Consider the following 11,587-nt stretch of genomic DNA (forward strand, 5'->3'; position numbering starts at 1 on the left):
GGTGAGGGTCGACGGGATCAGGCGGCCAGCGCGAGGGCGGCGCGCTTGTGCGCCAGGCGCTCCTCGTCGCATTTCGGGCAGAACTTGTGCTCGCCGGCGAGGTAGCCGTGCGTGGGGCAGATCGAGAAGGTCGGCGTGACCGTGATGTAGGGCAGTCGGAAGCGCGTGAGGGCGCGCTGCACCAGCATCCGGCAGGCCTCGGCGCTCGAGAGCCGCTCGCCCATGTACAGGTGCAGCACCGTGCCGCCGGTGTACTTCGACTGCAGCACTTCCTGGCGCTGCATCGCCTCGAAGGGGTCGTCGGTGAAACCCACCGGCAGCTGCGAGGAGTTGGTGTAGTAGGGATGCGTGTCGGTGCCGGCCTGCAGGATGCCGGGCCAGCGCTTGCGGTCCTCGCGGGCGAAGCGGTAGGTGGTGCCCTCGGCCGGCGTGGCCTCCAGGTTGTACAGGTGGCCCGTTTCCTCCTGGAAGGCGACGATGCGCCCGCGCACGTGATCGAGCAGGCGCAGCGCGAAGGCCTCCCCCCATGCGCTCGTGATGTCGTGCGCGCCGTCGCTGAAGTTGCGGATCATCTCGTTGACGCCGTTCACGCCCAGCGTCGAGAAGTGGTTGCGCAGCGTGCCGAGATAGCGTTTGGTGTACGGGAACAGGCCCTGGTCCATCAGGCGCTGGATCAGCTTGCGCTTGGTCTCCAGGCTTTGCTTGCCCAGATCCAGCAGGCGATCGAGCGCGCGCAGCAGGCCGGCCTCGTCGCCGCGGTGCAGGTAGCCCAGGCGCGCGCAGTTGACGGTGACCACGCCGAGGCTGCCGGTCTGCTCCGCGCTGCCGAACAGGCCGTTGCCGCGCTTGAGCAGTTCACGCACGTCGAGCTGCAGCCGGCAGCACATGGAGCGGACCATGTTCGGCTCGAGCTCCGAGTTGATGAAGTTCTGGAAGTACGGCAGGCCGTAGCGCGCCGTCATCTCGAACAGGCGGGTGGCGTTCTCCGACGCCCAGGGGAAGTCGCGCGTGATGTTGTAGGTCGGGATGGGGAAGGTGAAGACGCGGCCCTTGTCGTCGCCCGCCGTCATCACCTCGATGAAGGCGCGGTTGATCATGTCCATCTCGGCGCCCAGCTCGCCGTAGGTGAAGGGCATCTCCTCGCCGCCGATCACGGGCACCTGCTCGCGCAGGTCGTCCGGGCAGGTCCAGTCGAAGGTGAGGTTGGTGAAGGGCGTCTGCGTGCCCCAGCGCGAAGGCACGTTGAGGTTGTGCACCAGCTCCTGGATGCACTGGCGCACCTGGTCGTACGTCATGGCGTCCTTGCGGACGAAGGGCGCCATGTAGATATCGAAGGAGGAGAAGGCCTGCGCGCCGGCCCACTCGTTCTGCAGCGTGCCGAGGAAGTTGACCACCTGCCCCACCGCGGACGACATGTGCCGCGCGGGGCCCGCCTCCACCTTGCCCGGCACGCCGTTCAGGCCCTCGTGCAGCAGGGTGCGCAACGACCAGCCGGCGCAGTAGCCACTGAGCATGTCGAGGTCGTGGATGTGCAGGTCACCGCTGCGGTGCGCCTCGCCGATCTCCGGCGTGTACACGTGCGACAGCCAGTAGTTGGCGGTGACCTTGCCGGCCACGTTGAGGATCAGGCCGCCGAGGGAGTAGCCCTGGTTGGCGTTGGCGTTCACCCGCCAGTCCGACTTCGACAGGTACTCGCTCATGGAGGCATGCACGTCCACCAGCGTCTGCCGGCCCTTGCGCATCGCCGCGTGCTGCTCGCGGTACACGATGTAGGCGCGGGCGGTCTTCAGGTGGTTGGCGGCGATCAGCGTCTGCTCCACCACGTCCTGGATCTGCTCGATCTGCGGCGCCTGGCCGTGGAAGCGGAACATCAGGACTTTGCGCACCTGCGCCGACAGCAGCGCGGCCTCGTCGGCCTCGAATTCGCCGCTGGCGGCGCCGGCGCGCGCCAGGGCGTTCTCGATCTTGCGGGCGTCGAAGGGGGCGCGTTCGCCGCTGCGCTTGACGACTTCGCGGGGCGCGGGGTGCAGGGCTGTGTTCATGGACCTCCTCTTCGCCTGGGCACTAGATGTAGGGGGCGGAGTATGCCGGGGCACTACATCTAGTGTTTGACGTGACGCAAAAACCGGCGTTCACGGCGGCGATTGCGCCCGCCGGGCGCGTGCGGCATAGTCGCTCGCATGGGCGAGCACCACCCTTCCCACGAACACAGCGAACTCGATGCAACCGAGCTGCGGGTGCGCGCGCTGCAGACGATCCTGACCGAGAAGGGCTACATCGAGCCGGCGGCGCTCGACGCGATCGTCGAGACCTACCAGACCCGCATCGGCCCGCGCAACGGCGCCCGCGTCGTCGCCAAGGCCTGGGCCGACCCCGCGTATCTCGACTGGCTGCTGCGCGACGCCTCCGCCGCGATCGCGTCGCTCGGCTACACCGGCCGCCAGGGCGAGCACATGGTGGCGCTGCCCAACACGGAGCAGGTGCACAACCTGGTGGTGTGCACGCTGTGCAGCTGCTATCCGTGGCCGGTGCTGGGGCTGCCCCCCGTCTGGTACAAGAGTGCGCCCTACCGCTCGCGCGTGGTGCGCGATCCGCGCGGCGTGCTCGCCGAGTTCGGCGTGACCTTGCCGCCCGGGCAGGAAATCCGCGTCTGGGATTCGACCGCGGAAGTGCGCTACCTCGTCATCCCGCTGCGTCCGCCGGGAACCGAGGGCCTCACCGAGGAGGAGCTCGCGGAACTGGTGACGCGCGATTCGATGATAGGCACCGGCCTGCCCAGGACGCCGGAGCCCTAGGCACGAGCATGTCCGCCCCCTACACCAGCTACTCCGACCTCGGCGGCCGCACCGGCTTCGGCCCCATCGAGCCCGAAGACGAGGACGTGCGCTTCCACGCGGACTGGGAGCCGGCCGCGCTCGCCCTCGTGCTGGCGATGGGCGCCACCGGAAGCTGGAACATCGACATGAGCCGCGCGGCGCGCGAGACGCTGCCGCACTACCTGCGCCTGTCGTACTACCAGATCTGGCTGGCCGCGCTGGAAAAGCTGATGCTCGAACGCGGGCAAGTGCACCCCGACGAGCTCGCGGCGGGGCACATGCTGCACCCGCCGGTGCCGCTCGCGCGGGTGCTGCGACGCGAGCAGGTGCCGTCCGTCCTCGCGGCCGGCTCGCCGACCTTGCGGGACGCTGGCCCTCCCGCGCGCTTCGCGCCCGGCGACCGCGTGCGGACCCGGGCCCATGCCGTGCCGCATCACACGCGCCTGCCCGGCTACGCGCGCGGCAAGGTGGGCACGATCGCCAAGGTCCACGGCGCGCACGTGTTCGCCGATGTGCATGCGCAAGGCCTGGGCGAAGACCCGCAGACCCTCTACACGGTCGTGTTCGAGGCCAGCGAACTGTGGGGCGCGGATGCGGCGCCCGGCGTGCGGGTCTCGATCGACGCCTGGGAGACCTACCTGGATCTTGCGTGAGGCGGGCATCGCCTACACTGCCGGGCATCAAAACGATGTCCAGCTCTCCAAGATCGATTCCGCAGGCCGTCCACGAGGCGCTGGCCGCCCTGGAGCGCTACCAGTTGCACCTGCGCCAGGTGGCCGCGGCCCGGATCGACCCGGAGCTCTATCACCAGGTCTCGCTCGACATCCACGAAGTGCGCCGCTGCTGCCACGCCTTGCCGGCGCTCTCGGCCGGCTGGGTGGCGCTGCTGATCGCGCATGCCGAGCTCTCGCAGGCGCTCTGGCGCGCGGGCCAGCCGCAAGGCGCCCCCGGCGCGGAGGAACGGCAGCAACTGCTGGGCCACGTGCTCGCGTGCGTGCGTGCGCTGCAGGCGCAGTGCATGGAACTGGCCGCGCCGCACCGCCAGTAGCGGGGCCGACGGCTAGGCGAGTTGCGCGCGCAGGCGGTCGATCTCCTCCGTCAGCAGGGTCGCCGTGCGCACCATGGCCTCGGCGCCCGGAGCGCCATGCAGGCGCCGCGCCTCCGCGACCTGCTGCTGGCACCGGGCCAGGGTGGCTTCGAGCCGGGCCAGCCCTTCGCGCAGGGCGTGCTCGCCGGCTGCGTGACTGTGTGCGCCTTCGTACATAGGAACACTATAAGGGAGCGCTTGGCGCTATAACGTGGACCCGACCCCTCCCCCCGCAAAAACCAGCGCATGGACACTGTGCATTCCGAACTGCGCGGCAACCGCCTGCTCGCGCTCCTCGACGACGAAACGCTGCGGACGATCGCGCCCCGCCTGGTCCCGGTGCCGCTGCCGCTGCGCGAGGACCTGTACCTCGAACAGGCGCCGATGACGCACGCCTGGTTCCCGACCGCAGGCGTGCTGTCGGTCCTCGGCGCCGCGGCCGCCCAGACCGACGTCGAGGTGGCCACGATCGGCAGCGAAGGCGTGCTCGGGGTCGGTGTGCTGCTGGGCGCCGAGCTGAGCTTCGGCCGGGTCTTCGTGCAGGTCGAAGGCACCGGCTGGCGCATGAGCGCTGGCGACCTGCGCGAGTGCGCCGCCACCCAGCCGGCCTTCAACCGCGTGCTGCACCGCTACGCCAATGCATTGATGGTGCAGATCGCGCAGGGCACCGCCTGCAACCGCGCCCACGCGGTGGAGCAGCGCTGCGCGCGCTGGCTGCTGCAGACGCACGACCGCGTGCGCGGCGACGAATTCGACCTCACGCAGGAATTCCTGGCCCAGATGCTGGGCGAGCGGCGCGCCACGGTGAACCAGGTGGCCGGCTCGCTGCAGCAGCGCGGCCTGATCCGCTACAGCCGCGGCCACATCCACGTGACCGACCGCGAGGGCCTGGAAGCCGCGGCCTGCCGCTGCTACGGTTTCGTGCGCGCCGAGTTCGCCCGCATGTTGTCGGCACCCGCATGAGCCTCAGCCGGCTTCCCGGACTGCCGCGCGACGAGGGCGGCCCCGTGTTCCGCGCTCCCTGGCAGGCGCAGGCGTTCGCGATGACGCTGGCGCTGTACGAGCGCGGCCTGTTCTCCTGGACCGAGTGGGCCCAGGCGCTCGCGCTGCGCATCCAGGCCGCGCCGGCGCAAGCGGGGGAGGACGCCACCGATGCCTACTACCGGCAGTGGCTGGAGGCGCTGGAGCGGATCGTGGCGGACAAGGGGGCGTCCTCCTCGCCGGAACTGCACCGCTACCAGCAAGCCTGGGACCACGCCGCCGACCGCACGCCGCACGGCCAGCCGATCGAGCTGCAGGCCTCGGACTTCCCGGAGCCGTAGCCTTACCGGCCTGCCGATCCGCCGAGACGGCTGCCGTCGAACGCCTTCAGAGGCTGACGCGCTCGCCCGTGGCCATGTACTCGCCGCACTGGCGCCGCACCTCGTCGATCAGGAGCTGGTGGCGCGCATGGTAGGCGACCACCCGGCCGTTCACGCGGCAGGGTGCGGTGAGCGTCCACAGCGCATGCGTGAGTTCGACCCGGGTGATCAGCAGTTCAGTCCAGCTTGCCGACAACAGCGGCAGTGCGCTCGCCTTCATCTGCAACTCGTCGAAGCGGTTCGACAGCGCCCGGTACAGCTCCGGGTCCCAGCGGCCCTGCAGGAGCGTGCGCAGTCCGTCCTCGTACTCGGTGAGCTGCCGCGCGAGTTCGGCCGCAACCGCTGCCTGTTCGGGGGAGTGCGAGATCATGGGCGCGGCTTCCCTGGGGATGAGCTGGCCACTTTACAAGTCGGGAACAGCCGCCCGCAAGCCGCTCCGTCGCTCCAGGGATGAGAAATTTCCTTCACCGGATCTTCCCTGGAACCGGGACGCACCGGTGTCCCACCCTGCGCCGCCGACCGGATCGCGGGGAACAGGCCGGCGAGTTCCTGCAGGACCTGGTCTACGTCGCGGAAATGGATGAAGATGCCGCCGGCCTGCTCCCACAGGTGCCGGTACTTGAGGGTGTCGTCCACCAGCACGTCGCCGTCCGCGCAGTGCTTGCGCTTGTCCACCGCCAGGCAGGTGATGATCTTCGTGCCCGGGAAATGCCGTTCGGCCCAGCGGACCTTCTGCCCCGCGGCCCAATTGCCGCGAGGCAGGCCGGTGAGGATGATCGGATGCAGGTGGCGCACCGCGGCGAACAGCTCGGTGGCGCGGGGCATCAGGGGCAGGTGGAAGAAGAACTCCGGCGCCTGCGCCAGCCGCTCCCACAGGTGCGCCCGCCCGTGCCGTGCCTCGTAGACGGGCAGCGGCACGCCGAGCACGCGTTCCGCACCGTGGTCGAAGTCGGCCAGCACGCCATCGCAGTCCAGGTACAGCTGTCGCTCGCGCATGCCGAAGATTCTGCGCAGCGGCCGCGCTGCCCGGCGTCATCCCGGCCCGGCGCCGGGTGCGCAGGATCGCTGACGCGTGTCAGTCGGCGACCGGTGCCGTCGCCCGTCCTGCGCGCCACCAGGAAAGCGTGCGCGCCAGCGCCGTCGCGCTCCAGGCCAGCAGGCCGAGGATGAGGAACACCGTGTCGAGCGGCGCCAGCAGGCCGGCAGTGATGTGGCTGTCCATGTGGTGGGTGGCGGCGGAATACATGCCCAGCGGGAACACCATGCTCCAGTCCAGTCCCTCGGGACGGAGGGGGTCGCGGCGCAGCACGTAGCGCCACAAGGTGAGCGCCACCAGCAGCGGCAGCCACCACGTCCCCGTGGCCCAGTACAGGAGGGTGAAGCCCTTGAGGAAAGGCAGCAGCTCCGCCAGCCAGGGCGCCTGTGCCGCATCGGCGACGAGCTGGGCCCCGGCCAGCGTGGAGATCGCCATCGCGCCCATGTTGATCCACGACGGCGGCGTGAGGTCCGCCGGCGCGAAGGGCAGGAACACGGCGCGATGGAAGATCAGCGCCATCAGCCACGTGTACAGCATGCCGCCGAACAGCCACATGCACAGTGCGAGCAGGTCGAGCTGCAGCCGCAGGGGCGGCGCGACATGCGCGGACAGCAGGGCCGCATCCACCGCGACGGACTGGCATGCGACCACCGCGAGCAGCCACCCGCCCCCGACCACGCGTTCCACGGGCTGCTTGTCCCGGCTGGTGATGACCGCCGCGAAGACGCCGTAGCTCAGGACCCCCCACGTCGCAAGGGCCAGCGTGGCGAAGAGCCAGGCCAGGGTGAAGCTCACTTCCAGCAGCAGGAAGCCGCCGGCCAGCACGCCGGTGCCCGCCACCGCCGTGAAGAACACGGGCGCGCGCAGCGGGCTTGCCATGTCCTGCGCCACGGCGCGAGGCCAGCGCGCGAGCCGCCACAGCGACAGCCCCGCCAGCAGCAGCCACGCGAGCACGTCGCACTCGAACAGCAGCAGCGACAGCCGCGACCATCCCTGCTGGCGCGCGGCCACGGCGAGGATGCCGGTGGCCATCACGAAGGAAAACGAGGGCTGCAGGTGCAGCCGCGGCGGGCGGAGATGGAAAGCCATCGAGGAGGCTGGGTGACGCAGCATGGCAGGCGCGGAGAACGCCGATGTTAGCCAGCGCAGGTCACGCCCATCCGCGAAACGGGTCGAAACACATTTAACGCACCTCGTGGAATAAGCACCAAGGTGCCCGCATTTCGCGCAAGCAGTACGCCCCCCCGGTCACCACCTGACCTCCCCCGCGCCGGGCCGCGTGCCTAGCATGGACCCATGAAGATCCATTTCCTGCTCGACGAGCAGGTGCACTTGCAGCCATGCCCGACCTTCGTGTCGGCCATGGCGCTGCTGGCGGACCGTGGTTTCACGGTCACCCGCGGCATTCCGGAGGCAGCGCTGCTGTGCCCGGACCGGATGTGCGTGCGGCACGACCTGTACGTGCTGGAATCGCGCAGCGAACTGGCGCTGAGCGTGGCTGCCGTCCTGCATGACCGGGGCGGCCAGTTCCTCAATCCCTACCCGGCCTGCGCCCTGGCGCAGAACCGGATCACCGCCGCCAGCCGGCTGGCGGCTGCCGGCGTGGCGGTGCCGCGCTCCTGGGTGACCGCGGATTTCGCCATGCTGTGCGAGCTCGCCGCGGAGCAGACCGTGATCGTGAAGCCGTACCGCACTTCCGCGGCTTGCCGGCACGTGGTGGCCCACGGCCCCGACGACCTGGTCGGCATTCCGCTGCGCGAGCAGCCGGTGCTGGTGCAGGAGTTCATCGAGCGCTGCGGCCCCGACCTGCAGCTGCAGGTGATCGGCGAGCAGGTCGGCGCGGTCGAACGCGAGGCGCCCACGGCGGCCGCCGTCACCGTCACGCCGGAACTGCGCGAGATCGCGCTGCGCTGCGGGCGCGTGTTCGGCCTGAGCGTCTACAGCATCGACATCGTGCAGGGGCCCGAGGGTCCCGTCGTGGTCGATTTCGACCGCGCACCGTGCCTGGCCGGCGTGCCGCAGGCCGCCGCACTGCTGGCGCGCCACATCGAGAACGTGGTCGGCGGCCATACCCCCTTGCAGCGCCATCCGCCGACGCTGCACGTGGCGCCCGGATGGTCCGGGCTGCTGCAGGGAATGGCAGCGTGAGGTGACGATGTTTTTCCGCGCGGGCTGACGGCCGGCGTGGCGTCGGGGCGGGGGACCGGTGACCCCCTCGCAGCGGCGCCGCCGGCAGCTGGCCGGCGCGGACGGGCCCGCCCCCAAGAATCAATACTCCAGGGCGAAGGCTTCGCGCAGCGCGGCGCAGAAGGCGGGCGTGCCGGTGAGGGTCACGCTGAGCGTCACGCGCGGTTCGCCGGCGGCGCCGGCGTGCAGTTCCAGGCCCGTGCCGCTGCGATAGCGCACGGCCAGCGTGGTGGCCACTTCGCGCACCCCTTGCAGTTCGCAGTCCCACGCGGCGCCTTCGTCGAGCGGGCCGGGCGCGCCGAACTGCGCATGCGCCCAATCGAGCACACGCGCCACTTCGTCCTGCAGCGCGCGCAACTGCGCCGGTGCGGCGGCGGCCATGGCATCGAAGCTGCCGTGGCCGTGTTCGTCGTCGCTGTAGTCGAAGTCAAGGTAGTGGAGCGGGCCGGCCGTCATGCGCGCGATGATAGGGCGGCTGGTGCTGAGGCAAGCGGGATGTAGGCCGGCGTCCCATCGCGCTTCTGCCTTGCTCCTACGCCGGGATAACAGTCCCGTTCAGGATGCGTTCATGCCCGCCGGCCTAATCTCGCTTCCATGGAAAACGCAATCGACAGGAGGTCAGATTCCATGAAAGCCCATCTTCGCAAGAACGCCGCCGCGGCCATGCTGCTGCTGGCTCCCCTCGGTGCCGCCCTCGTGGCGCAACCGGCCGCCGCGCAATATGCACCGCAGTACCGCGTGGCACAGGTCGCGCCCGGCCACGTCACGAACGTGGCCGTGCCGGCGGTGGAATCGTTCGTCGCCGACCTGGATCGCGGCCGGCTCGAGCCGGGGCGCGTGCTGCACTTCCGCCTGCTGGGCACGCCGCGCTCGAACGTGGTGGTGAACATCCAGAACATCGTGAGCGACCTGCCACTGGCGGAGACGCAGCCGGGCGTGTACGTCGGCAGCTACACCATCCGCCGTTCGGACGACGTGAAGATGCTCGATCGCGCCGTGGCCGTCCTGCGGACCGGCGGCAAGCACGCGGTGGCGCGCGTCAACATGGGCTGGCGCGAGCAGCAAGCGTCCGCGCAGCACGGTCGCGACACGACGCCGCCGCGGATCCTGGACATGACGCCGCACAACGGTGAGCGCGTGTCGGACCGCGGCCGCAACACCCGCCTGTCCGCCCGCCTCAGCGACGACGGCAGCGGCGTCGACCCCGCTTCGGTGCGCCTGCGCATCAACGGCCGCGACGTGTCGCGCGACGTGCGCGTCCGTGACGACGAGGTCCACTATCGCGAGGACCTGCCGCGCGGCCGCCACACGGTGGAACTGGCCGTGCGTGACCGGGCCGGCAACGCAACGCGCACGACGTGGACCTTCAACGTGGTCTGACGCCGCCGCGGCGATGAACCAAGGGCCTCCTTCGCGGGAGGCCCTTTTTCATTGGGTCGCGCCTCTTCGGCCCGCCGGGCGACTACGCGCGGCCGGCGGCCACCCTGCTCGAGATGAGCTCCATGAGCGCGTCCATGTCGAGGGGCTTGACGAGGTGGCGGTCGAAGCCGGCCTCGTGCGCACTCTGCACGTCATGCGGCTGTCCCCAGCCCGTCACGGCGACCACGGTGCGGCCGGGGCCGGCGGCGTGCGCGCGGATGCGGCGGCAGGCGTCGTAGCCGTTCAGGCCCGGCATGCCGATGTCCAGCAGCACCAGTTCCGGATCGAAAGCGGCCGCCGCGTCCACCGCGGCCTCGCCGTCGTGCACCGTCTTCACCTCGTGCCCCATCACCTCCAGCAGGGTGGACAGCGTCTCGGCGGCATCGCGGTTGTCGTCGGCGACCAGGATGCGCAGGCAGCCTTCCGCGCAGGCGGGAGCTTGCGCGGCATCCGACGCGTCGTCGGCGACCAGGTTCGCGGCCAGCGGCAGGCAGACGCGGAACATGCTGCCCTTGCCGGCCCCCTCGCTGCTGGCCGTGATCTCGCCGCCGTGCAGCTGCACCAGCCGGCGCGTGAGCGCCAGGCCGATGCCCAGGCCGCCGCGCGAGCGCGCCAGCGCCGGCTCCTCCTGCGAGAACATCTCGAACACGCTCTCCAGCCGGTGCGGCGCGATGCCGATGCCGCTGTCGTGGATGGAGACCACGACCGTGCCGCCGTCGACCACCGCACGCACCTCGATCTGGCCGCCCGGGTCCGTGTACTTGGCCGCGTTGCTCAGGAGGTTGGCGAAGGCTTGCGCCAGCCGCGCCCGGTCGGCGTCGACCACCAGCTTCATCGGCGGCTGCAGCAGCGTCAGCTTGTGGCCGGCACCGTCCACCTGCGGCTGCGTCGTTTCCACCGCATCGGCCAGCACGGTATCGAGCGCCACCGGCTCGCGGCGCAGCTCGATGCGGCCCTGGTTGATGCGGCTGATGTCCATCAGGTCGTCGATCAGGCGGCCCATGGCGGTGACCTGGCGGTCGATCACGTCGCTCGCCCAGTGCACGTCCGTGGTGTCGGGGCCGCGCAGCTTCAGGTAGTGGATGGCGTTGCGCACCGGCGCCAGCGGGTTGCGCAGCTCGTGCGCAAGCGTCGCCAGGAATTCGTCCTTGCGCCGGTTCGCTTCCAGCAGGCGTGCCTGGCTTTGCTGCAGTTCCAGCGTGCGCTCGGTGACGCGCTGGTCGAGCGAGGCATTGAGCTCGCTCAGGCTGCGGTTGGCCTGTTCCAGCTCGCGGCCCTTGCGGTGCAGTTCGGCGAACACCGAGACCTTGGACTTGAGCACCGCCGGATTCACCGGCTTGTGCAGGTAGTCCACCGCCCCCGTGCCGTAGCCCTCGAGGATGTGCTGGTCCTCGTTGTAGTAGGCCGTGAGGAAGATGATCGGGATGCGCGCCGTCTTGCGCCGCACCTTGATCATCTGCGCCAGCTCGAAGCCCGTCATGCCCGGCATGCGCACGTCGAGCACCAGCACCGCGAATTCGTCGGCCATCAGCGCCAGCAGCGCCTCGTCGCCGGAGGTGGCACGCACCAGCCGGTAGCTCGGGTCGTCCAGGATGGATTCCAGCACCGACAGGTTGCGGGGCTCATCGTCGACGATCAGGATGTTGACCATGCCGGTCACGGTGGCAGTCGTTTCCATGCC

The 11,587-nt window shown here is 70.3% G+C and carries 14 protein-coding genes; 7 read left to right on the top strand and 7 right to left on the bottom strand.

Annotated elements, in window-relative coordinates:
- Positions 1 to 17: 17 nt before the first annotated feature.
- Positions 18 to 2,042 (bottom strand): ribonucleoside triphosphate reductase, encoded by a 2,025-nt coding sequence (locus JI746_RS15280; protein WP_201690638.1) that lies wholly within the window; start codon positions 2,040 to 2,042, stop codon positions 18 to 20.
- Between the two features lie 138 nt (positions 2,043 to 2,180).
- Here JI746_RS15280 and nthA point away from each other — a divergent pair, with 138 nt between their 5' ends.
- From nthA to JI746_RS15295, 3 genes are read left to right on the top strand one after another with little or no spacing between them, the layout of a single operon-like run.
- Positions 2,181 to 2,795: a nitrile hydratase subunit alpha gene (nthA, locus tag JI746_RS15285; protein WP_201690639.1), complete on the top strand. Its 615-nt coding sequence runs from the start codon at positions 2,181 to 2,183 to the stop codon at positions 2,793 to 2,795.
- A gap of 8 nt (positions 2,796 to 2,803) precedes the next feature.
- Entirely contained in the window at positions 2,804 to 3,469 is a 666-nt protein-coding gene (gene nthB, locus JI746_RS15290) for a nitrile hydratase subunit beta (protein ID WP_201690640.1), read from the top strand.
- A 35-nt stretch (positions 3,470 to 3,504) separates the two neighbouring features.
- Positions 3,505 to 3,864, top strand: coding sequence for a hypothetical protein (locus JI746_RS15295; RefSeq protein WP_201690641.1), 360 nt, complete (start codon positions 3,505 to 3,507; stop codon positions 3,862 to 3,864).
- Between the two features lie 12 nt (positions 3,865 to 3,876).
- Here JI746_RS15295 and JI746_RS15300 read toward each other — a convergent pair whose 3' ends face one another.
- Entirely contained in the window at positions 3,877 to 4,080 is a 204-nt protein-coding gene (locus tag JI746_RS15300; protein WP_201690643.1) for a hypothetical protein, read from the bottom strand.
- Between the two features lie 69 nt (positions 4,081 to 4,149).
- On the opposite strand from JI746_RS15300, the gene JI746_RS15305 reads away from it, so the two are divergent.
- The gene (locus JI746_RS15305; RefSeq protein WP_201690645.1) at positions 4,150 to 4,866 is read left to right on the top strand and encodes a Crp/Fnr family transcriptional regulator; all 717 of its coding nucleotides are present in this window, start codon (positions 4,150 to 4,152) and stop codon (positions 4,864 to 4,866) included.
- Positions 4,863 to 5,225: a nitrile hydratase accessory protein gene (locus JI746_RS15310; RefSeq protein ID WP_201690647.1), complete on the top strand. Its 363-nt coding sequence runs from the start codon at positions 4,863 to 4,865 to the stop codon at positions 5,223 to 5,225. The genes JI746_RS15305 and JI746_RS15310 overlap by 4 nt, the downstream gene beginning before the upstream one ends.
- Before the next feature lie 46 nt (positions 5,226 to 5,271).
- Here JI746_RS15310 and JI746_RS15315 read toward each other — a convergent pair whose 3' ends face one another.
- The 3 genes from JI746_RS15315 to JI746_RS15325 form a co-directional block, all read right to left on the bottom strand.
- A complete protein-coding gene (locus tag JI746_RS15315; RefSeq protein ID WP_201690649.1) occupies positions 5,272 to 5,634 on the bottom strand; it encodes a hypothetical protein in 363 nt (120 codons plus the stop codon).
- Positions 5,631 to 6,260 carry a 5' nucleotidase, NT5C type gene (locus tag JI746_RS15320; RefSeq protein ID WP_201690650.1) on the bottom strand — a complete coding sequence of 210 codons (630 nt, stop codon included), beginning with the start codon at positions 6,258 to 6,260 and terminating at the stop codon, positions 5,631 to 5,633. The genes JI746_RS15315 and JI746_RS15320 overlap by 4 nt, the downstream gene beginning before the upstream one ends.
- Positions 6,261 to 6,339: 79 nt before the next feature.
- Positions 6,340 to 7,389 carry a tellurite resistance/C4-dicarboxylate transporter family protein gene (locus tag JI746_RS15325; protein WP_201690651.1) on the bottom strand — a complete coding sequence of 350 codons (1,050 nt, stop codon included), beginning with the start codon at positions 7,387 to 7,389 and terminating at the stop codon, positions 6,340 to 6,342.
- Between the two features lie 207 nt (positions 7,390 to 7,596).
- On the opposite strand from JI746_RS15325, the gene JI746_RS15330 reads away from it, so the two are divergent.
- Entirely contained in the window at positions 7,597 to 8,448 is an 852-nt protein-coding gene (locus JI746_RS15330) for an ATP-grasp domain-containing protein (RefSeq protein WP_201690652.1), read from the top strand.
- A 120-nt stretch (positions 8,449 to 8,568) separates the two neighbouring features.
- On the opposite strand, the gene JI746_RS15335 is transcribed toward JI746_RS15330, so the two are convergent.
- On the bottom strand, positions 8,569 to 8,943 hold the full coding sequence (locus tag JI746_RS15335; RefSeq protein ID WP_201690653.1) for a hypothetical protein: 375 nt from the start codon (positions 8,941 to 8,943) through the stop codon (positions 8,569 to 8,571).
- A gap of 171 nt (positions 8,944 to 9,114) precedes the next feature.
- On the opposite strand from JI746_RS15335, the gene JI746_RS15340 reads away from it, so the two are divergent.
- Complete coding sequence (locus JI746_RS15340; protein WP_201690654.1) at positions 9,115 to 9,867, top strand: Ig-like domain-containing protein; 753 nt, start codon at positions 9,115 to 9,117, stop codon at positions 9,865 to 9,867.
- A gap of 82 nt (positions 9,868 to 9,949) precedes the next feature.
- Here JI746_RS15340 and JI746_RS15345 read toward each other — a convergent pair whose 3' ends face one another.
- Positions 9,950 to 11,584 carry a response regulator gene (locus JI746_RS15345; RefSeq protein ID WP_201690655.1) on the bottom strand — a complete coding sequence of 545 codons (1,635 nt, stop codon included), beginning with the start codon at positions 11,582 to 11,584 and terminating at the stop codon, positions 9,950 to 9,952.
- Positions 11,585 to 11,587 lie beyond the last annotated feature (3 nt).

The organism is Ramlibacter alkalitolerans (assembly GCF_016722765.1).
GTDB lineage: Bacteria > Pseudomonadota > Gammaproteobacteria > Burkholderiales > Burkholderiaceae_C > Ramlibacter > Ramlibacter alkalitolerans.